Annotated in this window: 22 protein-coding genes and 1 pseudogene; 8 read left to right on the forward strand and 15 right to left on the reverse strand. The window is 72.8% G+C overall.

All coding sequences use genetic code 11. The features are described 5' to 3' along the window. Positions 1 to 166: 166 nt before the first annotated feature. From ACFYQQ_RS37660 to ACFYQQ_RS37690, 7 genes and pseudogenes are all read right to left on the reverse strand, one after another. A pseudogene (locus tag ACFYQQ_RS37660) lies at positions 167 to 685 on the reverse strand (hypothetical protein); the annotation flags it as partial. Between the two features lie 136 nt (positions 686 to 821). Beyond that, a complete protein-coding gene (gene ung / locus ACFYQQ_RS37665; RefSeq protein WP_355782878.1) occupies positions 822 to 1,505 on the reverse strand; it encodes a uracil-DNA glycosylase in 684 nt (227 codons plus the stop codon). A gap of 93 nt (positions 1,506 to 1,598) precedes the next feature. Continuing rightward, entirely contained in the window at positions 1,599 to 3,182 is a 1,584-nt protein-coding gene (locus ACFYQQ_RS37670) for an ABC transporter substrate-binding protein (RefSeq protein WP_355782875.1), read from the reverse strand. Positions 3,183 to 3,368: 186 nt separating this feature from the next. After that, the gene (locus tag ACFYQQ_RS37675; protein ID WP_355782872.1) at positions 3,369 to 4,130 is read right to left on the reverse strand and encodes an SDR family oxidoreductase; all 762 of its coding nucleotides are present in this window, start codon (positions 4,128 to 4,130) and stop codon (positions 3,369 to 3,371) included. A gap of 17 nt (positions 4,131 to 4,147) precedes the next feature. Beyond that, entirely contained in the window at positions 4,148 to 4,909 is a 762-nt protein-coding gene (gene fabG / locus ACFYQQ_RS37680; RefSeq protein WP_355782869.1) for a 3-oxoacyl-ACP reductase FabG, read from the reverse strand. A gap of 206 nt (positions 4,910 to 5,115) precedes the next feature. After that, complete coding sequence (locus ACFYQQ_RS37685; protein ID WP_356243662.1) at positions 5,116 to 5,499, reverse strand: DUF3037 domain-containing protein; 384 nt, start codon at positions 5,497 to 5,499, stop codon at positions 5,116 to 5,118. Further along, positions 5,496 to 6,251 carry a HipA family kinase gene (locus tag ACFYQQ_RS37690; protein ID WP_388907029.1) on the reverse strand — a complete coding sequence of 252 codons (756 nt, stop codon included), beginning with the start codon at positions 6,249 to 6,251 and terminating at the stop codon, positions 5,496 to 5,498. The genes ACFYQQ_RS37685 and ACFYQQ_RS37690 overlap by 4 nt, the downstream gene beginning before the upstream one ends. A gap of 158 nt (positions 6,252 to 6,409) precedes the next feature. Between ACFYQQ_RS37690 and ACFYQQ_RS37695 the strand changes: the two genes are divergently transcribed. After that, positions 6,410 to 6,880, forward strand: a complete 471-nt coding sequence (locus ACFYQQ_RS37695) for a Rieske (2Fe-2S) protein (RefSeq protein ID WP_356171307.1) — start codon at positions 6,410 to 6,412, stop codon at positions 6,878 to 6,880. A 40-nt stretch (positions 6,881 to 6,920) separates the two neighbouring features. On the opposite strand, the gene ACFYQQ_RS37700 is transcribed toward ACFYQQ_RS37695, so the two are convergent. After that, entirely contained in the window at positions 6,921 to 7,571 is a 651-nt protein-coding gene (locus ACFYQQ_RS37700; protein WP_356243656.1) for a cysteine hydrolase, read from the reverse strand. A gap of 134 nt (positions 7,572 to 7,705) precedes the next feature. Between ACFYQQ_RS37700 and ACFYQQ_RS37705 the strand changes: the two genes are divergently transcribed. Further along, a complete protein-coding gene (locus tag ACFYQQ_RS37705; protein WP_355795944.1) occupies positions 7,706 to 8,173 on the forward strand; it encodes a pyridoxamine 5'-phosphate oxidase family protein in 468 nt (155 codons plus the stop codon). A gap of 27 nt (positions 8,174 to 8,200) precedes the next feature. Here the strand turns inward: ACFYQQ_RS37705 and ACFYQQ_RS37710 are convergent, their stop codons facing one another. Then, complete coding sequence (locus tag ACFYQQ_RS37710; RefSeq protein WP_356171316.1) at positions 8,201 to 9,106, reverse strand: LysR family transcriptional regulator; 906 nt, start codon at positions 9,104 to 9,106, stop codon at positions 8,201 to 8,203. A 74-nt stretch (positions 9,107 to 9,180) separates the two neighbouring features. Between ACFYQQ_RS37710 and ACFYQQ_RS37715 the strand changes: the two genes are divergently transcribed. Next, positions 9,181 to 10,119 (forward strand): DMT family transporter, encoded by a 939-nt coding sequence (locus ACFYQQ_RS37715; protein WP_356243653.1) that lies wholly within the window; start codon positions 9,181 to 9,183, stop codon positions 10,117 to 10,119. A gap of 117 nt (positions 10,120 to 10,236) precedes the next feature. On the opposite strand, the gene ACFYQQ_RS37720 is transcribed toward ACFYQQ_RS37715, so the two are convergent. Beyond that, positions 10,237 to 11,568 carry an aminotransferase class I/II-fold pyridoxal phosphate-dependent enzyme gene (locus ACFYQQ_RS37720; protein WP_356243650.1) on the reverse strand — a complete coding sequence of 444 codons (1,332 nt, stop codon included), beginning with the start codon at positions 11,566 to 11,568 and terminating at the stop codon, positions 10,237 to 10,239. A 36-nt stretch (positions 11,569 to 11,604) separates the two neighbouring features. Between ACFYQQ_RS37720 and ACFYQQ_RS37725 the strand changes: the two genes are divergently transcribed. Next, complete coding sequence (locus tag ACFYQQ_RS37725) at positions 11,605 to 12,294, forward strand: pyridoxamine 5'-phosphate oxidase family protein (protein WP_356171325.1); 690 nt, start codon at positions 11,605 to 11,607, stop codon at positions 12,292 to 12,294. 47 nt (positions 12,295 to 12,341) lie between these two features. Here the strand turns inward: ACFYQQ_RS37725 and ACFYQQ_RS37730 are convergent, their stop codons facing one another. From ACFYQQ_RS37730 to ACFYQQ_RS37740, 3 genes are all read right to left on the reverse strand, one after another. After that, positions 12,342 to 13,307: an EamA family transporter gene (locus tag ACFYQQ_RS37730; protein WP_356171328.1), complete on the reverse strand. Its 966-nt coding sequence runs from the start codon at positions 13,305 to 13,307 to the stop codon at positions 12,342 to 12,344. A gap of 242 nt (positions 13,308 to 13,549) precedes the next feature. Then, positions 13,550 to 14,560 carry an EamA family transporter gene (locus ACFYQQ_RS37735; protein ID WP_355793221.1) on the reverse strand — a complete coding sequence of 337 codons (1,011 nt, stop codon included), beginning with the start codon at positions 14,558 to 14,560 and terminating at the stop codon, positions 13,550 to 13,552. Between the two features lie 287 nt (positions 14,561 to 14,847). After that, positions 14,848 to 15,402, reverse strand: a complete 555-nt coding sequence (locus ACFYQQ_RS37740) for a Clp protease N-terminal domain-containing protein (RefSeq protein ID WP_355793223.1) — start codon at positions 15,400 to 15,402, stop codon at positions 14,848 to 14,850. A gap of 197 nt (positions 15,403 to 15,599) precedes the next feature. On the opposite strand from ACFYQQ_RS37740, the gene ACFYQQ_RS37745 reads away from it, so the two are divergent. Both ACFYQQ_RS37745 and ACFYQQ_RS37750 read left to right on the forward strand, forming a co-directional pair. Then, positions 15,600 to 15,788 carry a hypothetical protein gene (locus tag ACFYQQ_RS37745; RefSeq protein ID WP_355793224.1) on the forward strand — a complete coding sequence of 63 codons (189 nt, stop codon included), beginning with the start codon at positions 15,600 to 15,602 and terminating at the stop codon, positions 15,786 to 15,788. A 152-nt stretch (positions 15,789 to 15,940) separates the two neighbouring features. After that, positions 15,941 to 16,369: an SRPBCC family protein gene (locus tag ACFYQQ_RS37750; protein ID WP_355793226.1), complete on the forward strand. Its 429-nt coding sequence runs from the start codon at positions 15,941 to 15,943 to the stop codon at positions 16,367 to 16,369. A 155-nt stretch (positions 16,370 to 16,524) separates the two neighbouring features. Here the strand turns inward: ACFYQQ_RS37750 and ACFYQQ_RS37755 are convergent, their stop codons facing one another. Then, on the reverse strand, positions 16,525 to 17,163 hold the full coding sequence (locus tag ACFYQQ_RS37755) for a PadR family transcriptional regulator (RefSeq protein ID WP_356171336.1): 639 nt from the start codon (positions 17,161 to 17,163) through the stop codon (positions 16,525 to 16,527). A 295-nt stretch (positions 17,164 to 17,458) separates the two neighbouring features. Between ACFYQQ_RS37755 and ACFYQQ_RS37760 the strand changes: the two genes are divergently transcribed. Then, positions 17,459 to 18,268, forward strand: coding sequence for a PhzF family phenazine biosynthesis protein (locus ACFYQQ_RS37760; protein WP_356171339.1), 810 nt, complete (start codon positions 17,459 to 17,461; stop codon positions 18,266 to 18,268). Between the two features lie 114 nt (positions 18,269 to 18,382). Here the strand turns inward: ACFYQQ_RS37760 and ACFYQQ_RS37765 are convergent, their stop codons facing one another. Continuing rightward, positions 18,383 to 19,183: a type II CAAX endopeptidase family protein gene (locus tag ACFYQQ_RS37765; RefSeq protein WP_355795191.1), complete on the reverse strand. Its 801-nt coding sequence runs from the start codon at positions 19,181 to 19,183 to the stop codon at positions 18,383 to 18,385. Positions 19,184 to 19,366: 183 nt separating this feature from the next. Between ACFYQQ_RS37765 and ACFYQQ_RS37770 the strand changes: the two genes are divergently transcribed. Then, entirely contained in the window at positions 19,367 to 21,121 is a 1,755-nt protein-coding gene (locus tag ACFYQQ_RS37770; RefSeq protein ID WP_388907040.1) for a substrate-binding and VWA domain-containing protein, read from the forward strand. Positions 21,122 to 21,188 lie beyond the last annotated feature (67 nt).

The raw sequence follows: 21,188 nt of genomic DNA on the forward strand, positions 1-21,188 counted from the left end.
CTGGCGCCCACCGCCCACCGCGCTACGGCCGTTCCCGTCTGGGTGGTCCCAGGGTCTCCCCCGCGCCGCCGCCTGAAGCGCCGGTCCCCGGAGCGGTTCCGGTGCCGGCGGGCCGGCCGGAGCCGTGTGCGGGACCGGGCTCACGTGGGGACGCGGGTCCCCGGGAGGGGCCGGGGTCCGGCGGGGAGTCCCGGTGGCCCTCCGTCTCCCCCTCCTCGCCCAGCCTCAGTTCCAGGCGGGCGATCGCCGCCCGCACGCCGTCGCCGTAGGGGTCGTCCCCGAGCGCGTCGGCCGCGCCCCGGGCCCGGCGCAGATGCCCGCGCGCGGGCCCGGAGCGGCCGAGCTTCACGTAGTCGGCGGCCAGATTCAGGTGCAGCGAGGGGTAGAAGGCCCGCACCGCGAGCGACTCGTGGTGCTCGGCGATGCGCCCGTCGGTGAGCTCCTCGGCCGCCGACAACGCCCGCAGGTCCCAAGCCAGTTCGTCCGCGGGGTCGTCCTGGGTGTCCGCCATGTAGTGCGCCAGCGTGCAGCGGTGGAGCGGATCGCCGTCCTCGCCGATCTCGGCCCACAGGTCCAGGAAGCGCCCCCGGGCCTCCTCGCGGTCGCCGCCGTGATGCAGCATGACGGCCTGGCCGATCCTGGTCATCATGGCGTCCGGCGCCGCCTGCTCCTGCTGCTCCGCCACCGCGTCCTCCAAGCTCGTCGCCCGTCGTCCACGACGCTAACCGCAGGCACCGGCAATCACGGTCAGGCGGCTCCGTACGAGGCCGGTCCGGGACCGCGACGTCCGGGAAGCGCGCCTGCGCCCGGCGCGCCCGCCGTCAGCCGAGGTCCGGGATGCGCCAGTCGATCGGCTCGTGGCCCTGGGCGGCGACCGCGGCGTTGATCTGAGTGAACGGACGCGAGCCGAAGAACTTCTTCGCGGACAGCGGTGACGGGTGGGCGCCCTTCACCACGATGTGCCGGTCCTCGTCGATCAGGGGGAGCTTCTTCTGCGCGTAGTTGCCCCAGAGCACGAAGACGGCCGGGTCGGGACGGTCGGCCACGGCGCGGATCACGGCGTCCGTGAACTTCTCCCAGCCCTTGCCCTTGTGCGAGTTGGCCTCTCCGGCCCGCACGGTGAGCACCGCGTTGAGGAGCAGCACGCCCTGCTCGGCCCACGGCATGAGATAGCCGTTGTCCGGGATCGGCGTGCCGAGCTCCTCCTTCATCTCCTTGTAGATGTTGCGCAGCGAGGGCGGGGTGCGCACGCCGGGACGGACGGAGAAGCACAGGCCGTGGCCCTGACCCTCGCCGTGGTAGGGGTCCTGGCCCAGGACCAGCACCTTCACCCGGTCGTACGGCGTCGCGTCGAGCGCGGCGAAGACCTCCTCGCGCGGAGGGTAGACGGGACCCTTGGCGCGCTCCTCCTCAACGAACTCGGTGAGCTCCTTGAAGTAGGGCTGCTGCAGCTGCTCGCCCAGGACGTCGCGCCAGGACTCGGGCAGCATGGCGATGTCGGTCACGTCAACTTCCTCCGATGTGCGGTCACTTCCAGGCCTCAGAACCTACAGGCGACCACTGACAACCGGCCCGCGCCCCCGTCACGTCACGTCACGTCACCAGCTGGTCTTCCGGTGCAGCTCCCACATCGTCATGATCGTCGACGGGTCGAGCGCCCGCTCGCCGCCTGCGATCTCCTCGCTCGCGGCCACGTACTGCTTGCCCTGCCACAGGGGCAGCAGCCGCGCGTCGTCGACCAGGATCTGCTGCGCCTGCTCGAACTGCTTGACCACGGCCCCGCGGTCGCTCTCCCGGCGGGACTCGGGCAGCAGCACCCCGGTGATCTCGGGCGACTCGTAGGGCGTACCGAGCGCGTTCTGCTCGCCGACGAAGGGGGCGATGAAGTTCTCGGCGTCCGGGAAGTCGGGGAACCAGCCGCGCCCGAACACGGGGTACTCGCCCTTGCGGTAGCCCGCCTCGTACGTCTTCCAGGGGCGGCCCTTGACGGTGACGTCGAAGAGGCCGGAGGCGTTGAGCTGGTTCTTCAGCTCCCGGAACTCCGGTGCCGTCTCGGATCCGTAGCGGTCGGTGGTGTACCAGAGGGTGAGCGGCACGCGCTGGGTGATGCCGGCGTCCGCGAGGATCTTGCGGGCCTTGGAGGTGCTGGGGTCCCCGAAGTCGTCGAAGAAGGCCGTGGTGTGCCCGACCAGGCCCCTGGGGACCATCGAGTACAGCGGGTCGACGGTGCCCTTGTAGACCTTGTGCGCGATGGCGGGCCGGTCGACGATCTGCGCGATCGCCTTGCGGACCGCGGGCTTCTTGGCCCAGGGGTCCTTGGGGTTGAAGACCAGGTAGCTGATCTCGGTGCCCGAGCCCTCCACCAGCTGGAGGCCCTCGTCCTTGGCCCGCTGCCCCTGGAGGGCGACGACGTCCTCGGAGGCGAGGCCGCGGAAGGTGACGTCGATCTTCTTCGCCCGGAGGGCCGCGACCATCTGGGCGGAGTCCTGGAAGTAGCGGATGGTGACCGCGTCGTTCTTGCGCTCGGCGAAGCCGTCGTAGTGGTCGTTCTTGACCAGCTCGGCCTCCTTGCCCTCCTCGTACGACCGCAGACTGTAGGGCCCGGACCCGAAGACCTTGCCGTCCTTGCGCAGCGAGTCGGCCGGGTAGTCGTCGGGGTCGACGATCGACATGGCGGGGGTGGCGAGGACGAACGGGAAAGTGGCGTCCGGCTTGTTGAGGTGGAAGACGATCTCGCGGTCGCTCAGTGCCTGGATGCGCTCCAGGCTGCCGAGCAGACCGGCCGGGCCACCGCGCACGTTGATCTTGCGGATCCGGTCGATCGAGTACTTGACCGCGCGGGCGTCGAGCTTGTCGCCGTCGGAGAACTTCATGTCCTTGCGCAGCACGCACCGGTACACGCGGTTGGCGTCGTCGGTGAATTTGCAGCTCTCGGCGGCGTCGGGCTCGGGCGCGGTCGCCCCGGAGGGGTAGCTCAGCAGCGTCTGGTAGATGTTGCGGAACAGCTCCCACGAGCCGTCCCAGGAGGCGGCGGGGTCGAGCGTGCTGGGGGCGCTGGTGGTACCGACGACGATCGGCCCCTGGTCGGCGGAGGAGTCCGAGGACAGGATGCCGCACCCGGTCACCAGGGATATGGACGTGACCGCCGCCAGCTCACGCAGACATCGGTTCCGGTTGAACACGCGCACGCTCCTCGATCTGCCGTACCAAGGGTCGGCAGACGATACCGCAGTGCCCCGCCGATGGAACCGGGTTCCGGCAGGGCACTTGATCAGCACGGATGTGACTACGTTGTCATCCGGCTGTGCGGGGTGCGGAGGTCGACGCGGGCGCTGTTTCTGTCCACTGCGCCCGCGTCGAGAGAGCCGTCAGGCGACTCCGGCGTTGAGGAAGATCCCGCCGTCCACCACGAGGGTCTGACCGGTCACCCAGTCCGACTGCGACGAGGTGAGGAAGGCGGCGGCACCGCCGATGTCGGAGGGGACGCCGAGCCGTCCGAGGGGGTAGGCGGCGGCTGCCTCCGCCTCGCGGCCCTCGTACAGCGCCTGCGCGAACTTGGTCTTGACGACGGCCGGGGCGATGGCGTTGACCCGGACCTTCGGCGCGAACTCGTGCGCGAGCTGCACGGTCAGGTTGATCATGGCGGCCTTGCTGATGCCGTACGCGCCGATGAACGGCGAGGGGGCGAGGCCGGCGACGGAGGCGATGTTGACGATCGCGCCGCCGTTCTCGCTCTGCCATGCCTTCCAGGTCTGCTGGGCGAAGCCGAGGGCCGAGACGACGTTGGTCTCGAAGACCTTGCGCGCCACGTTCAGGTCCAGCTCGGCGATCGGCCCGAACACGGGGTTCGTACCGGCGTTGTTGACCAGGTAGTCGACGCGGCCGAAGGCCTCCATCGTGCGCTCGACGGCGACGGCCTGGTGCGCCTCGTCGTGGGCCTTGCCGGCCACGCCGATGACGCGGTCGGAGCCGAGCGCCTCGACGGCCTCCTTGAGGGAGTCCTCGTTGCGGCCGGTGATGCACACGCGGTCGCCGCGGGCGATCAGGGCCTCGGCGACGCCGTAGCCGATGCCGCGGCTGCCGCCGGTGATGAGCGCGACCTTGCCGGAGAGTTCGGGAAGTGTGGTCATGTCCGTGTCTCCGGGCTTCAGTTGAGGGGTCCGCCGGCGACGTACATGACCTGGCCGGAGACGAAGCCGGCCTCCTCGCCCGTGAAGAAGGCGATCGCGTTGGCGATGTCGTCCGGGCGGCCGACGCGCTGCACCGGGATCTGGGTGGCGGCGGCGGCCTGGAAGTCCTCGAAGTCCATGCCCACGCGCGCGGCGGTCTGCGCGGTCATCTCGGTGACGATGAAGCCGGGCGCGACGGCGTTGGCGGTGACGCCGAACTTGCCGAGCTCCTTGGCGAGGGTCTTGGTGAAGCCCTGCAGACCGGCCTTGGCGGCCGAGTAGTTGACCTGACCGCGGTTGCCGAGCGCCGAGGACGACGAGAGGTTCACGATGCGGCCGAACTTGGCGTCCACCATGTGCTTCTGGCAGGCCTTGGACATCAGGAAGGCGCCGCGCAGGTGCACGTTCATGACGGTGTCCCAGTCGGAGACGTCCATCTTGAACAGCAGGTTGTCGCGGAGCACGCCCGCGTTGTTCACCAGGATCGTCGGCGCCCCGAGCTCCGCGGCGATGCGCGCGACGGCGGCCTCGACCTGGGCCTCGTCGGAGACGTCGCAGCCGACGGCGATGGCCTTGCCACCGGCGGCGGTGATCTTCTCCACGGTGTCCTTGCACGCGGCTTCGTCGAGGTCGATCACGGCGACGGCACGGCCCTCGGCCGCCAGTCGTACGGCGGTCGCGGCGCCGATGCCGCGCGCGGCGCCGGTGACCACGGCGACACGCTGCTCAGTGGTGGACATTGCTGGTTCTCCTCGCCCTTGGAAAAGCCTGTCGTCATGCCTGTCTCGGCAACCTCGGCGCCCTTGCGGAGGCCTCGGGAGTCCTGAGGAGCCTGCGGCTCACACGGTACGCCCGTCCGGTGAGCGACCGCTTAGTACCCTCAGCAGACGTGACGCTAGAAGCCCTGGCACGCGGTGTCAACGGCACACCGCCCGCATGTGATCCATTACCTCACCAGCAGGGTGAGCAACCGGTCCGCCTCGGCCGCGGGATCGGCGGTCAGTCCGGTGTGCACGGGGCCCGGCTGCACGACGGTGGAGCGGGGTGCGATCAGCCAGCGAAAGCGCCGCCCGGCATCGTCATGAGCGGCCTGACCTGCGGACTTTCCTCCGGTGCAGACCCCCTCGACGGCACGCAGCGCCGCCCGCACCCCGGTCACGTCCGCCTCGGGATCGAGGGCGCGCAGCTTGGCCTCGTCCAGATGGGTGCGGACGGTGACGAAGGACCGGGCGCGGCAGTACACCAGCACGCCGGCGTTGAAGCACTCGCCGCGCTCGACGCGCGGCACCACACGCAGCAGCGCGTACTCGAAGACGTCCCGCTCGCTCACTTGTCCCCCTTGACGCGTTCGTGGATGTCGGCGGCGCGGGCCAGCAGCGGCTCCGCGTAGGCGCGGCGCAAGGCGTCCGGCGAGTCGAAGCCGGGCTCGCCCGCCAGCCAGGCGTCGGGGATCTCGGCGGTCACCTCGGCGAGCAGGTCCTCGGTGACGAGGGCGGCGAGGTCCGCCGCGGCGGAGGCGATGTCGGGGCGGAAGGGGGCGAGGGCGTGGTCGGAGGCGTCGTAGGGCTTCGCCGCGGAGGCCCGGGCGCCGGGCCAGTTGTGGTGCCAGATCATGGTGGCGCCGTGGTCGATGAGCCACAGCTCGCCCCGGCGGACCAGCAGGTTGGGGTTGCGCCAGGAGCGGTCGACGTTGTTGACCAGGGCGTCGAACCAGACGATCCGGCCGGCCTCCTCGGAGCTCACCTCGAAGGCCAGGGCGTCGAAGCCGAGGGCGCGCGACAGGAAGTCCATGCCGAGGTTGGGACCGCCGCTGGACTTCAGGAGTCCCTGCACCTCGGGATCGGGTTCGCCGAGGCCGAGGACCGGGTCGAGGTCGACGGTGACGAGGCCGGGCACCCGCAGGCCGAGGCGACGGGCGAGTTCACCGCAGACGACCTCCGCGACGAGCGTCTTGCGCCCCTGTCCGGCGCCGGTGAACTTCATGACGTAGGTCCGGAGATCGTCGGCCTCGACCAGTCCCGGCAGCGAGCCGCCCTCACGCAGGGGCGTGATGTAGCGGGTCGCGATCACTTCCTTGAGCATCGCCCCAGGCTACTGGGGTGGTCCCGGACGCCGGGCGCGCCTGTGGGCGGGCGGCAGGGGTCCGCGCCCGGTTCCGGCACCGCCCGGCTGAACGGGGTCCGCCGGCGGCCCGTACCCCTGGGTGGATCGAATCCGTGTCCGTTGAAGGGAACGTCGGCATGACCAGCGAATCGCTTGAGCCCGCCACTGTCACGGGACCGGCCCGCCGTACCGTCATGGCGGCGGTCGGCGCGGCCGGGGTCGCCGTCGCGCTGACCGCGTGCGGGTCGAAGGACAACTCGTCCGGCTCCAATGAGGTGAAGCCCGGCGGCCAGGACGGCGGATCGGGCGGCGCCGCCGCCGGGCCGGTACTGGCCAGGACCGCCGACATCCCGGAGGGCGGCGGCAAGGTCTTCGCGGACCAGGGGGTGGTGGTGACCCAGCCGGTCGCCGGCACCTTCAAGGCCTTCTCGTCCAAGTGCACCCACGCCGGGTGCGCGGTGAAGCGCGTCTCGGACGGCGTGATCAACTGCCCTTGTCACGGCAGCCAGTTCTCCGCGGCCGACGGCAGCGTCAAGAAGGGTCCCGCGACCAAGCCGCTGCCCGCCGCCGAGATCTCCGTGGACGGCGACTCGATCAAGCTCGTCTGACCGGGCGCGCGGCCGGTCGGGGGGCCGGCCGCGCACCCGGTCAGGCCCGCTGCCCGCGGCGCGGCCGCTTGAGGCAGGCGAGCACGTCGTCCGTGGTCGTGACGGTGGCGACCAGGGCGAGCGTGTGGCGGATCATGGCGGAGGTGTAGTCGGCGGGCACCCCCGCGATCGCGTCCGCGGGCACGACGGCGGTGTAGCCGCGGTTGACGGCGTCGAACACGGCGTTGGGCACGGCCACGTTGGCGGAGACGCCGGTGACGACCAGGGTGCGGCAGCCGAGGTTGCGCAGCAGCGGGTCGACGTCGGTGCCCGACAGGGGCGACAGACCGTGCAGCCGCCGTACGACGATGTCCTCCTCGGTCACCTCCACGGGCGGCGCGACGCGCACGGCGGTGGTGCCGCTGAGCTGTTGCACGGGCAGCCGCTCGGCCGCCCGGAACAGCCGGGCGTTGCGGTTGGCCCCCCTGCCGTCGGGCCTGCGTTCGGCGAGCGCGTGGATCACCTGCACCCCGCTCTCGTGCGCGGCGGCCACCAGTCGCGCGACGTTCACGAGCGCCCCCGACGAGCGTGCCTCCTTGGCCAGTTCGGGGAGCGCGCTGTCCGGGCCCACGACGCCCTGCTGGCATTCGACGGTGAGCAGCACGGTGGAGGCGGGGTCGAGGAGTTCGCTGAGCTGTTCGTACGTCGGCATGGCTCCCCCTGGTCACGGACGGCCGGAGCGGGCGAGACTAACGACCATTGCGTGCGGACGGAAGACGCCCCATGCTTTCCTGACGCAGCGTCAGACACCGGGTCCGGCGCGGACGTCCGAGACGAGGGGACCGCATGGCCGTCACTCAGCGCCGGGGCCGGAAGATCATGATGACGCCGGAGGAACTGGACGAGTTCCTGGCCGGCCGGCGCACCTGCCGTGTCGCCACGGTGTCGGCCGACGGCGCCCCGCACGTGAGCCCCCTCTGGTTCGTCTGGGACGGCACCTCGCTGTGGCTGTACTCGCTCACCCGCAGCAGGCGCTGGGCCGATCTGCGCCGGGACCCGCGGCTCGCGGTCGTCGTGGACGCCGGTGAGGAGTACGGCGAACTGCGGGGCGCCGAGCTGTCCGGCACCGTCGAGTTCGTCGGCGAGGCGCCGCGCACGGGCCAGCCGTGTCCCGAACTGGACGCCGTGGAGCGGCTGTTCGCGCGGAAGAACTTCGGCATCGACGAGCTGCCGCACGACGGCCGGCACGCCTGGATGCGGCTGACCCCCGACGCGGTCGCGTCCTGGGACTTCCGGAAGCTGGCGCGGCCGTAGGGCGTCCGCGCCCGCTTCGCCGGGGCTTCAGGAGGCGACGGCCCGGCCCGCCGTCCGCAGGGCCTCGACGGCCGCCCGGATCGACGGGCGGCGGTCGGCGTCCGCCCGCCACACGACGTACACGTGCCGCCGCACCCGCTGCTTCACCGGGACCAGGACGACGCCTCGCGGCACCGGGTGCCGGCCGAGCAGCGGCGCGATGCAGACACCCAGGCCCGCGGCGACCAGGCCGAGCTGGGTGTGCGTCTCCCCCGCGCGGTGGCCGATGCGCGGCTCGACCCCCTTGGAGCGCAGCGTGAACATCAGCCACTCGTGGCAGAACTCGCCCTGGCCCCAGGTGATCCACTCGTCCTCGGCGAAGTCGCAGAGGTCCACCTCCGCGCGGTCGGCGAAGCGGTGCCCGGCCGGGATGGCCACGTCGGCCGGGTCGTCGAGGACGGACGCCTTGACCAGGCCGTCGGGCAGCGGCATCGGCTTGTTGTACCAGTCGAGCACCACCGCCAGATCGAGGTCGCCGCGCACGACTCCCGCGACGCCGGCCTCCGGCTCCAGCTCGCTCGAACGCACCCTGAGCCCGGGGTGTTCGGCGCGCAGGGCGGCCAGCGCGGCCGGGAACAGCCCGCGAGCGGCGGTCGGGAAGGCGGACAGGCGCAGTTCGCCGGCCACCTGCCCGCGCTGGGCCTCCAGGTCGGCCTGGGCGAGCTCGACCTGGGACAGGATGCGCGCGGCGTGGTCGGCGAGCAGCCGGCCGGCGTCCGTGAGGCGCACCCCCCGCCCGTTCTTGGCGAGCAGTTGCTGTCCCACCTCGCGCTCCAGCTTGGACATCTGCTGGGAGACCGCCGAGGTCGTGACGTGCAGTCCCTCGGCGGCGGCGCTGACCGAACCGTGCCGGGCGAGGGCGTCCAGGGTGCGCAGGCGCTCCAGGTTCAACATGTAAGTGATGCTACGAGATATCGCTCGCGAATTCTCGCTTGTGCTACGAGATCGTCTGCTTCATCGTTGCCTCCATGAGCAGCGTCACCAGCCCCCGGCCCCTCGCCCCCGCCACCGCGCCCGCGGGCCGTCCGGCCCTCGACTGGCGGCTCCGCTTCGGAGCCCTCTCCCTGGTCTGGGGCTTCAGCTTCCTTCTGATCAAGGTCGGCACCGACGGGTACGCGCCGTTCCAGGTCACCCTCGGGCGGCTGGTGTTCGGCACCGCGGTGCTGGCCGCGGCGATGGCGGTGAAGCGGGAGCGGCTGCCGCGCGGCGCCCGCACGTGGGGCCATCTCACGGTCGCCGCCTTCCTGTTGAACGCGCTGCCGTTCTCGCTCTTCGCCTACTCGGAGCTGACGATCCCCTCCACGCTGGCGGGCATCTGCAACGCGACCTCCCCGCTGTGGGGCATGGCCCTGTCCCTGGTCGCCCTCTCCGAGGACCGGCCGACCCGGGTGCGGGTCGCCGGACTCGGCATCGGCTTCCTGGGCGTCTTGACGGTGCTCGGCGCCTGGCAGGGCTTCAGCGGCCTGGACGCCGCGGGCACGGCGATGGCACTGGCCGCCTCGCTCAGCTATCCCGTCGGCTGGATCTACGTCCGCCGCACCCTGGCGGGTACGGGCAACTCGCATCTGTCGATGACCGGGGCGCAGTTGTTCCTGGCCACCGTGCAACTGGCCTTCGTGACACCGCTGTTCACCACTCTGCCGACGAGGTTTCCGCTGGTGCCGCTGCTCGCGATCGCGGCGCTGGGCGCGCTCGGCACGGGGATCGCCGTGCTCATCCAGTACGGCCTGGTCGCCGAAGTGGGGCCCACGACCGCCCAGATGGTCACGTACTTCATCCCGGTCATCGCCACCGCCGCGGGCGTCGCCGTCCTCGGCGAGTCGCTGGCCTGGTCGACGCCGGTCGGCGCGGTGATCGTCCTCGCGGGGGCGGCCCTGACCCAGGCGAGGCCGCGACGAACGACGTGACCGCGGCCCCCGCGGCCCCGAAGTGCCCCACCGGAACCGGCACGGCCGACGGACACCGCGGACACCTCGCACCGGCGCGGACGGCGTGACAGCGACAGGGACACGGCCGCCCGCGCCTCACACGTACCGCCGCACCGCCTCCGGCCCGATCGCCGAGGCGACCGCGTCCGCCACCGGCACGATGTCGTCCGGGGTGAACGTCGAGACGGTGATCCTGATGCCCGGCGGCGCGTTCATCCGGAACCGCGCCCCGGGCGCGACGGCCCAGCCCGCGTGCAGCAGCCGCGCGACCACGCCCGTCTCGTCCGGGACGGGGATCCACACGTTCATCCCGCTGCGCCCGTGCGCCTCCACCCCGCGCTCCGCCAGGGCCGCGATGAGCGCGTCGCGCCGCCGTCCGTAGGCCCCCGCCACGGCCGGGACGTCCACCGCGCCACTGGTCCACAGGTGCACCACGGCCCGCTGGAGCAGCAGGCTCACCCAGCCGGGCCCGAGCCGCTGCCGCCCGTGCACCCGGTCGACGGTGACCCGGTCACCCGTCAGGACGGCGATCCGCAGGTCGGGCCCGTAGGCCTTGGCGACGGAGCGGACGAACGCCCAGTGGTGCGTCACCCCGGCCAGCGGATGCAACGGCAGGTCGACGATCCGGTGACCGTGGTCGTCCTCGACCAGCAGCGTCCGCGGATGCGCCCGCAGCACCGACCGCAGGGCACGCGCCCGGGCCGCGGTCACCGAGGCGCCGGTGGGGTTCTGCGCCCGGTCGGTGACGACCAGGGCACGCGCGCCGCCCTCCAGCGCACGGAGTACGTCCTCGGGGACCGGGCCCTCGTCGTCCACCCGCACCGGGACCGTGCGCAGCCCGAGCGCGGGCACGAGGTCGAGCAGGCTGCCCCAGCCGGGATCCTCGACGGCGACGGCGTCCCCCGGTTTCAGGTGCGCGGCCAGGACCCGCTCGATCGCGTCGAGCGATCCCGAGGCCACGACCACCGGGCCGTCCGGCACGCCGTCCGCGTCGAGATCGGCACGGGCCAGCCGCGCCAGTTCGGGCTCCACGGCGTCCTCGCCGTACATCACCGGCTCCCGGTCCGCGCGGGCGGCGGCCACCGCGAACGCCTCCGCGAGGCCGGGAAGCAGCGCCGGGTCGGGATTGCCGGCGGCCACGTTCCGTACGCCCGGCGGCACGCGGACCCCGATGTGCTCGCGGCCGGTGGTGGCGGGCTTGGAGCGCACACGGCTGCCGCGCCGCCCGGCCGTCTCGATGACACCACGCTCCCGCAGCGTGCGGTAGGCGGCCGCGACGGTGTTGGGATTGACACCCAGCTCACCGGCCAACTCCCGCATCGGTGGCAGCAGTTGGCCCGGCTCCAGCCCGCCGGAACCCACCGCGCGCTCCACACTGGCGGCGATCTCGGCTGCGCGACGTCCCTCGATCCGATACTCTCCTAGCACAAAGATGATTATGCACTAGTGCAATGGAGGCCGCAAATGACGGAGACGAGCACCCAGCCGGGGACGGCGCAGCCGGCTGCCTACACCCCGACCGACCGCACCGTCCCGACCCGTTCCCGGGAGCGCGCGGCCTACGACCACGAGATGGTGCACTCGATACTCGACGAGGGGTACGTCTGCCATCTCGGTTTCGTCCGCGACGGCGCCCCCGTCGTCCTGCCCACGCTCTACGGACGCGTCGGCGAGCGGCTCTACCTGCACGGCTCGACCGGCTCGCGCCCGCTGCGGATGGCGGACGGGACGGACCCCGGCCTTCCCGTCTGCGTGACGGTCACCCACGTCGACGGCCTGGTCCTCGCGCGGTCCGCCTTCCACCACTCGATGAACTACCGCTCCGTCGTGGTGCACGGCGTCGCCCGTACGGTGACGGACCCGGACGAGAAGCGGGAGGCCCTGGACGCGCTGGTGGACCACATCGTCCCGGGCCGCTCCCGCGACTCCCGCCCGGCCAACGCCAAGGAACTGGCCGCGACCGCCGTGATCCGCCTCGACCTGGACGAGGTCTCCGCGAAGCTGCGCACCGGCGGCCCCAATGACGAGCCCGAGGACATGGACCTCCCCCACTGGACCGGTGTGGTCCCGCTGGCCAAGGGGTACGACACCCCGGTCCCGGCCGCCGACCTCGCCCCGGGCATCGGGCTGCCGGACTATCTGACGACCCTGTGAGGCGCGGAGGCGGCTGAGGCGTGCGGGGGGTGTGCCGGCCTCCCGTCTCAGACCGGTGCCGTCTCCGCCTCCGGGACCGTGCGGGTCTCCGGGCCCGCGGCCCGGGTCTCTGCCACCGCGAGCGCGGCGACCGACGCCAGCATCACCAGCGTGCCGACGAGCGTCGCCGTCGTGAGGTGCTCACCGAGCACGGCGACCGCGAGGACAGCCGCGCTCACCGGTTCGAGCAGCATGATCACCGAGACGGTGGCCGACCGGATCACGGCCGCGCCCGCGAAGTACAGGGCGTAGGCGAGCGCCGTGGGCACGGCGGCGATGTACACCAGCAGGAGCAGGACATGGGCGGGGTGGCCGGTCTGCGGGAGCAGTCCCCCGGCCAGCCCGAAGGGCAGCAGGCACACGGTCGTCACACCGAACGCCCACACGGTCGTCCCCGACGCGTCGACCCCGCCGAACCGCCCCCACCAGCGTGTCAGCAGCGTCATCAGGGAGTACCCGGCCGCCGACAGGACCGCGAGCACGACCCCCCAGGGCCGTACGGCCGTCCCCCCGCTGCCGAGCACGAGCACCGCGAGTCCGGCGAGCGCCCCGGCGACGGCGGCGACGCCCCCGCGGCCGATCCGCTCGCCCATGGTCAGCCGGGCGCCCAGCGCGATGAGTACGGGGCCGGCGCCGAGGGTGACGACGGTGGCCACGGCGAGCCCGGTGGACTCGACGGCGGCGAAGTAGGCGGTCTGGAAGACGGCGAGTCCGAGTCCGGTGGCGCCCGCCCGCAGCGCCTTGCGGCCGAGCGGTTCCCGGACGGCGGGCGTCGTCCGCGGCCGCAGGGGACGGGCGGCGAGCAGCAGGACGAGTCCGCCCGCGCACCGCCAGAAGGACAGGGCGACGGGCCCCATGTCACTGGCCCGGTAGACCAGTGAGGCGGCCGCGCCCGCGGTGCCCCATGCGGCACCGGCGACGATCAGATAGAGCAGGCCCCGCCCGACGGGCAGGCCGGTTGCAGTGTTCGACACGTGTTTTCTCCGCGAGGTCGCAGAAGCTCATGAAGGACCTGCGACGTCACCGGCGCGGCACCCGGACGTGCGGGTGCGGCGGCCGTGCTCGGGCACGGCGTGGTGGACGTACGCGGGGGTCCTCGGACTTCTTCCGCGGGCAGCACCGCTCCGCCCGGCGGTGCGCCGGGCGTGGATCCGGGGGCCCGCCTCAGGCGGCCGGAGGCGGAAGGACGAGTGCGTGCGAGTGCATGATCAGCACACTATGCGGCCGTTCCCCGCGCGGACAACTCCCTTTCGCCGCTGCCCGTGCCCCCGGCGACCGGCCCCTGCGGAGCCTTCGCGGGCGCGGAGGACTGCGCGATGAACGCGCCCACCAGCACGACGGCCCCGCCGACGATCTGCGGCGCCGACAGGTGCTCGCCGAGCAGGACCCAGGCGAGCACGGTCGCGATGACCGCCTCCAGGCACGCCACGACCCCGGCCACCTGCGGCGACAGCTTGCGTACGGACACCACGCCGGTGACGTAGGCGACGACGGTGGCGATCAGCACGATCCAGCCGAGCAGCAGCGCGGCGGCGACGGACGTGCCGTTCATGTCGGCGCTGCCACTGAGCACCGTCCAGTCCATGGTCCAGGGGCGGGCGACGGCGGTCAGGACGAGGGCGCCGACGAGCAGCCCGTACGCGATGACGCCGAGCGGGTCCGGAGCCTCGGCGCCGGCGTCGCTGCCCTGGTCGGACAGGACGAAGTAGCCGACCTGGCAGCAGGCGGCGCCCAGCGCGAGCAGCAGTCCGAGCAGGTCGAAGCTGAGCCCCGACCACACCTCGACCACGCACGCGAGACCGCCGACGGCGAGGACGACGCCGAGCGCGGCGGCCCGCGTCACGGGGCGGCGCTGCACGAAGCGCACCCAGCCCAGCACCAGGGCGGGCGCGAGGTACTCGACGAGCAGGGCGACACCCACGGGGATGCGGGAGATCGAGGCGAAGTAGCAGGCCTGGACGCCGGCCACCGCGAGGAGGCCGTACCCCGCGAGCAGGGCGGGGCGCCGCAGGACCAGGGCGCGATGGCGCACCGCCAGGGGCAGCATCACGAGGGCGGCGCCCGCGACGCGCAGCCACACGACGTGGAGCGGGTCGAGCCCCGCTTCGATCAGCGGCTTGGCCGCGACACCGGACCCGCCGAAGGCGACCGCCGACACGAGGGCCAGGCCCAGCCCGACTCCCCTGCCGGGGTGACTCTCACTGCTCCGAGACGTACGCACCGGCACATGATGACAGGCGCGGTCATGAGCGTCACCCCCGATGACACCTGTCTCATACGCTGGACCCGGCCACGGCATGGAATCTCTGGGACGAGACGGCACCGCTTCGGGGCCCGACACCGGTCCCGTGGACGGGAGTTGGGCGCCCGCCGGAAGCGCGGCACCGCCCGGGAAGCGCGTCCTGGCATCGGCCGCGGCAGGTGGAGGCGATCGTGAGCGCACCGCGTCCGCGCGCCGACCGGCCCGGCGGACTCGCGGCGGCCGTGGCTCGTGACGCGGGCGCGACCGCCGGTTCAGCGACCGCCGTCGCCGACGCACTCCTCGTGCACGGCTCCGGCGTCGACGCGCAGCAGCAACGCCTGCGGATCGACGCCCGCGCGCCCCAGCACCTCGACGGCGCGCGACTCCGGGTCGGCGACGATCGCCGCCAGCAGATCCAGGCCGCGGGCCGTGACGTCCCCGCGCCGGCCCGCGCGCGCACAGGCTCCGTCCATCGCCCCGGCCGCCACCGGCGACCAGCCCGTCACCCCGGAGCCGGTCACGGGAACGGCGCCCGAGTCCTCGACCGAGCTCTGCCAGCGCAGCCCGTAGCCGATGCTGCGCTGGACCAGGTAGCCGAGCAGCCGCGCGAGCTGCGGTCCGCTCTCGAAGACGGCGCGCACCTCGGGGTCGTTCTCCAGGAGCGTGTGCAGCAGATGGGCCGTGTCGATCTGCCGGTCCCCGTCCCTGAGCGCCCTTCTGCGCGCGCCGGCGACCACCGACGCCAGTTCGGCACTGAGGCCGGCGTCGGGGCCGGAAGGGCCCGGCCCCTGTTCGGCGGCCGGTTGCTGGAGAGGACCGTATGGCACCCCCTCACCCCATCAGCCACCCCCGGTTCCGGGCATCCTCGGCGGGAAGCATCTTGCCGTCCGACACAGGGTGGGCATCCCCGTTCCGGTCTCCTCCCTACGGATGACATCGCGCCGTTCTCCCCCGAGGGGCGCGCGCCGCCTTGCCTTGCGCCCCGATCGCAACCGGGCCGCCCCGGAGCACGTCCGATACGGACATGGAGAGCCGGGGCTGGCTGGTCGCCCTGCCTGCCGTCGACGGCAGGCAGTACGTGTACCGGGTGGACGCGCCCGAGGACGCCCTGCTCGCCGACCTGTTCTGGGAGGCGTGGCACTGCCACGACGAGAGCGCCCTGCCGCGCGCGTGGGACGTGTTCGACGCCGCGGAGATACGGCGGCTCGGCTGAGGGCACCATCGCGCGGCCGCTCGCTCCCTCAATCTCCCGCGTGCACAGCTGTTCTGACGGTTCATCAGTATTGAATGTTCCGGGCCCCGGGGTTACGTTCCGCGACACCGCAGCTGCGCCGGGCGCAGCGCCCGAGACGAAGGGGTGGCCCCATGGCCGAAGTCAGCGCGGAGGCACGGATCGAGGCGCCCGCCGAGAAGATCTGGGCGCGGCTCACGGACTTCTCCTCGTACGGGGAGTGGAACTCCACGCACACCAGCTTCCCGAAGGGCGGTCCCGAAGTCCTGGCCGTCGGCGGCGGGTTCACGGAGAACATGAGGCTGATGAGTTTTCCCGCCGAGGTCGACTGGACCATCGAGGAGCTGGAACCGGCCCGCGTCCTCGCCATCCGCGGCAAGGGCCCGATGGCCGTCGTCGTGGCCACCCGCTACACCCTCGTCCCGGACGGCGAGGCGACCACGGTCCGCATCCACGGCGAGTTCACCGGCGCCGCCGTCTCGCTGATGGCGGGCAAGCTCAAGGACTCGGCGACGGCCGCGCTGCACGAGTCGCTGCGCAAGCTGGCCGGGCTGGTGACCTGAGCGCCCCCGCCGTCCGGCCGTCACGACGAAGGGCGCCCCGCGGAGAAGCCTCCGCGGGGCGCCCTTCATCCCGCCGCCGACAGGGGCGGGCGGTCACCGGACCGAAGCTCCGGGCGACCGCCGTACCCCTGAAGGCGGCGTACCACCACGGGCCGTCAGTCCTCGTCGGCGAGGATCAGATACAGCTTCTTGCGGGCGTCGTTGATGACCGTCAGCGCCTTGTCGCGCTGGTCCTTGCTGCCGGTCTTCCAGACCTGGCCGAACGCCTCCATCAGGCCGAAACCGGCCTGCCGGATCTCGCTCAGCGCCTCCCAGTCGACCCCGCGCCCCGCCTCTTCCCAGGGCGCGTCGGGGCCCTCGGCGGCCGCGGAACGGCCGGCCTCGGTGAGTGAGAACAGCTTCTTGCCGCCCTCGGTCTCGCTGGTGATCAGGCCCTCGTCCTCCAGCAGCTGGAGGGTGGGATAGACCGAACCCGGGCTGGGCTTCCACGCCCCGCCGCTGCGCTCGGCGATCTCCTGGATCATCTCGTAGCCGTGCATGGGCCGGTCCTTGAGCAGGGCCAGGATCGACGCGCGTACGTCGCCCCGTCGCGCCCTGCCCCGCGGACCGCCGCGGCCGCCCCGCCCACCCCAGGGGCCCGGGCCGAAGCCGGGTCCGCCGAAGCCGGGACCACCGGGACCGAAGGGCCCGAAAGCCCCCCGCCGCCCCTCGAAGCCGCCCCGACCGTGATGGCCGGGCCCGCCGTGGTGTCCATGTCCGTGTTCGTAGCCGAATTCCTGTCCATGGGAACGCATCGCAATCACTCCATTCCATCGTTGATCGGTCGCGATGCGTCAACGATATATCGGAACAGTTCGGAAGACAACCCTCTGCCACGCCGGGCGGTCACAAGGTGCCGAGCCCGGCCGCCTGCCCGCAGGTCAGTTACGTCGGACGGGGAGCCGTCCCGAAAAAGGAGGGGCCCGGGGCAGAGCAGGCAACGCCCGGCACCCCGCAACACGCAGGTCCCGACCCATCGGCCCGAAACGGGGCCGCCACTCCCGAATTGGCCTTGGCCCACGGCTCCGGGCGCCGACTAGCGTCACGCCCATGCGGATTCGAATCGTCGACGCCTTCACCGACCGCCCCTTCGCCGGCAACCCGGCCGGGGTCCTGCTCCTCGACGCCTTCCCGGACGACGCCTGGCTCCAGGACGTCGCCCGCGAGGTCAACCACGCCGAGACGGCGTTCACCCACCGGCTGCCCGATGGCGGCGAGGCGGACTGGGCCCTGCGCTGGTTCACGCCCGTCACCGAGGTCGCGCTGTGCGGTCACGCCACGCTGGCCGCCGCGCACGTCCTGCACAGCACGGGCGCCCACACGGGTCCGGTCCGGTTCGCGACCCGCAGCGGTGTGCTCATCGCGACGCCCCAGGACGACGGTTCGTTCACCCTCGACTTCCCGACCGCCCCGCTCACGGCGGCCGAGATCCCGGACGGCGTCGCCGAAGCCCTGGGCGCCCAGCCCCTCAGCGCCTTCGACACCGGGCCGAACATCGGCGACCTGCTGATCGAGCTGGCCGACGAGAAGACCGTCCTCGGCCTCGCCCCCGACCTACGGGCCCTCGCGCGGTTCTCCGAGCGCGGCATCATCGCCACCGCCCGCGCCGAAGACCCCGCGGCGGACCACGACTTCGTCTCCCGCTGCTTCTTCCCGAACGTCGGCATCGACGAGGACCCGGTCACCGGCAGCGCCCACACGGCCCTCGCCCCGTTCTGGTCGGAGCGCCTCGGCAGGGCCGACCTGACCGGCCTCCAGGCCTCAGCGCGCTCAGGACGCGTCCGCACGCGACTGCGCGGCGACCGCACCCTGCTCAGCGGCCACGCCGTCACGGTCATCGACGGCGAACTGCTCACCTGACGTCGGCAGCACCCGGGCAGAGAAAAGGGGCGTACCGCACTTGGTACGCCCCACTCGTACGGCCCCGGGCCCGCGCCGCCGCACACCCACGGCTCCTCGGACCCCGGACCCCGCTCAAGCCGTCGGCAGCCAGCCCACCTTGCCGGCCAGCAGCGCGTAACCCACGAACGCCCCGATGTCGAGCAGGGAATGGGCCACCACCAGCGGCCCGACCCGGCCCCAGCGCCGGTAGAGCCAGACGAAGACCAGGCCCATCGCGAGGTTGCCGAGGAACCCGCCGATGCCCTGGTAGAGGTGGTACGACCCGCGCAGCACCGCGCTCGCGACGAGCGCCGTGCCCGGCGTCCACCCCAACTGCCCGAGACGGCGCAGCAGATAGCCGACGACGATGACCTCTTCGAGGATCGCGTTCTGCAGGGCGGAGAGGATCAGCACCGGGTACTTCCACCACACGTCGGGCAGCGCCTCGGGCACCACCGTGAGGTTGAAGCCGAGGCCGCGCGCCGCCAGATAGAACGCGATGCCGGTACTGCCGATCACCGCCGCGACCGCGGCCCCGCGCCCGAGGTCCGGCCAGGGCCGCGTACGGTCGAAGCCGAGCGTGCGCAGCCCCTGCCCCTCCCGCAGCAGCAGGTGCGCCACCAGCGCGACCGGGACCAGCGCCGACGCGATGCCGAACAGCTGCCAGGCCAGGTCGAGCCACGGACGTCCCGGCGCGGCCGAGGCGTTCAGGGTGGCCGCCTGGTCCTTGAGACCGCCCGGCTTGGTGACCGATCCGACGAAGCTGATCAGTGCGGACACCCCGCTCGCACCGAGCGACAGCCCGAGGACCAGCAGGGTCTCGTCCCGGAAAATCCTTCGTGAAAGCCGCTCCTCGGGAAAGGATCCGGCTGCCGGCCCCGCCTCCACCTGCACTCCCGCCTCCAGTTGGGTAATCCCGTCTCGTCCCCATCTTCGCCCCGCTAGGGTCTCGAAAGAAGTTGCGAAGATCGTGCGCGACAGGCCGTCGGGGGGACGGGCACCGTCGAGGCGTACCTCCCTGTGTCCTGCCGAACAGCTGATCACGGCTCGGGGCCCAGCAGGGAGGATCGCACCGCCATGGGACGTCACAGCTTGCCCGACGGGTACGGAGCGGGTTCCGCCGACCCCCGGCTTCGCGCCCGGCGCCGCAATGTGGCGCTCGCGGCCGTCCTGGTGCTCACCGTGGCGGCGGGCACCGCCGCGGCGGTCGGCGGTGGTCTGTTCTCCTTCGGTTCCTCCTGCCAGGACGACGCCGTCCGTCTCCGGGTCGCCGCCTCCCCGGACATCGCCCCGGCCCTGAAGGCCGCGGCCGAGCACGCCCGCGCCTCACACGTCACCTCCGACGGGCACTGCCTGGACATCGCCGTGACGGCCCGGGAGGCCCACGAGGTCGCGGACACGCTCAGGTCGGGCCGCGGAGCCGGTGTCCAGGTGTGGGTGCCGGACTCGGACCTGTGGGTGCAGCGCGTCACCGGGGCCGACCGGGCGACCGGGGTGACCCGGGCGGGCGCGGTGGCCTCCTCACCGGTCGGCGTGGCCATGGTCCCGTCCGCCGCCAGGTCGCTGGGGTGGCCCGACAGGACGTACACGTGGACCGAGCTGGCGGGCGCGGGCCTGCGCGGCGACGGTCCCGGGCTCGGAGCGGCCGACCCCGCGCGCAGTGCGACCGGCCTGCTCGCCCTCACCCGGCTCAGCGCGACGGCGTCGGGCGGCAAGGGCGGCGACACCGGGGTGGCGGCGCTGGTCAAGGGCCTGTCGCGGCGCACGGCGGACGGCGACGGCCAGGTCCTCGCCACCCTGTCCGGTGGCACCGGGCGGGGCGAGGCGAACCCCAATCAGGCGCTGGTCCTCTCGGAGCAGGCCGCGTTCGCCCACAACTCCGCGGTGGAGGACGGCGCCGGACTCGACCTGTTCTACCCGGAGGACGGTTCCCCGCGCCTGGACTATCCGTTCACCCTGGTCGACGAGGCGCGGCTGACCACGGACGAGAGCCGCGCCGCCCTGCGGTTCATGACGTTCATGGGCCAGCCCGAAGGGCGCAGGATCCTGCTGCGGCACGGCTTCCGCCCGGAGGCGGACACCGCCCCGGCCGCCCTGGTCACGGCCGCGGGCGGCCGCTTCCCGCAGCCGTACGCCGAGTCCGCGCCCGAACCCGCGTCGGCCCGGGCTCTCCAGAAGGCCCTCGGCATGTGGACGGTCACCGTGCAGAGCGCCCGCGTCACCGCGGTCGTGGACACCTCCGCGTCCATGACGGAGAGGGTGCCCGGCACCACCCGGTCCCGCATGGACGTCACGAAGGCATCCCTGTCGCAGGCCCTCGCCACGTTCACCGCCGAGGACGAGGTCGGTCTGTGGACGTTCGCCGCGAAGCTCGACGGGAACCGCGACTACCGCGTCGTGGTGCCGACGAAACGACTCGGCGACCGGGTCGGCCACGGCACGCAGCGCGGCGCACTGGCGAAGGCGTTCAGCGGTCTGAGGCCGGTGCCCGGCGGCGCGACCGGCCTGTACGACACGACACTGGCCGCCTACCGGGCCGCCACCGGGTCGTACGCCCGGGGGAAGTTCAACGCCCTGGTGGTCCTGACCGACGGGGTGAACCAGGATCCCGGCAGCATCTCGCGCTCCCGCCTGGTCGAGGAGCTGGAGAAGCTCGCCGACCCCGACCGTCCGGTCCCGCTGATCGCGATCGCCGTCGGCCCGGAGGCGGACGAGGAGGAGGCGGAGCGCATCGCGGCGGCGACCGGCGGCTCGGCCCACAAGGTCAGCGAACCCTCCCGCATCCACGCGGTGATCCTGGAGGCCATCGTCGCCGCGGGCAGCCGGAGCTGATCCGGCCCGTCCGGGTGCGCCGCGCCGCCGGAGACGAGCTCGCGGAGGCGTCGGCGCACCCGGCGCC

It is taken from the genome of Streptomyces sp. NPDC005496 (genome assembly GCF_042872045.1).
In the GTDB taxonomy this organism is placed as follows: domain Bacteria; phylum Actinomycetota; class Actinomycetes; order Streptomycetales; family Streptomycetaceae; genus Streptomyces.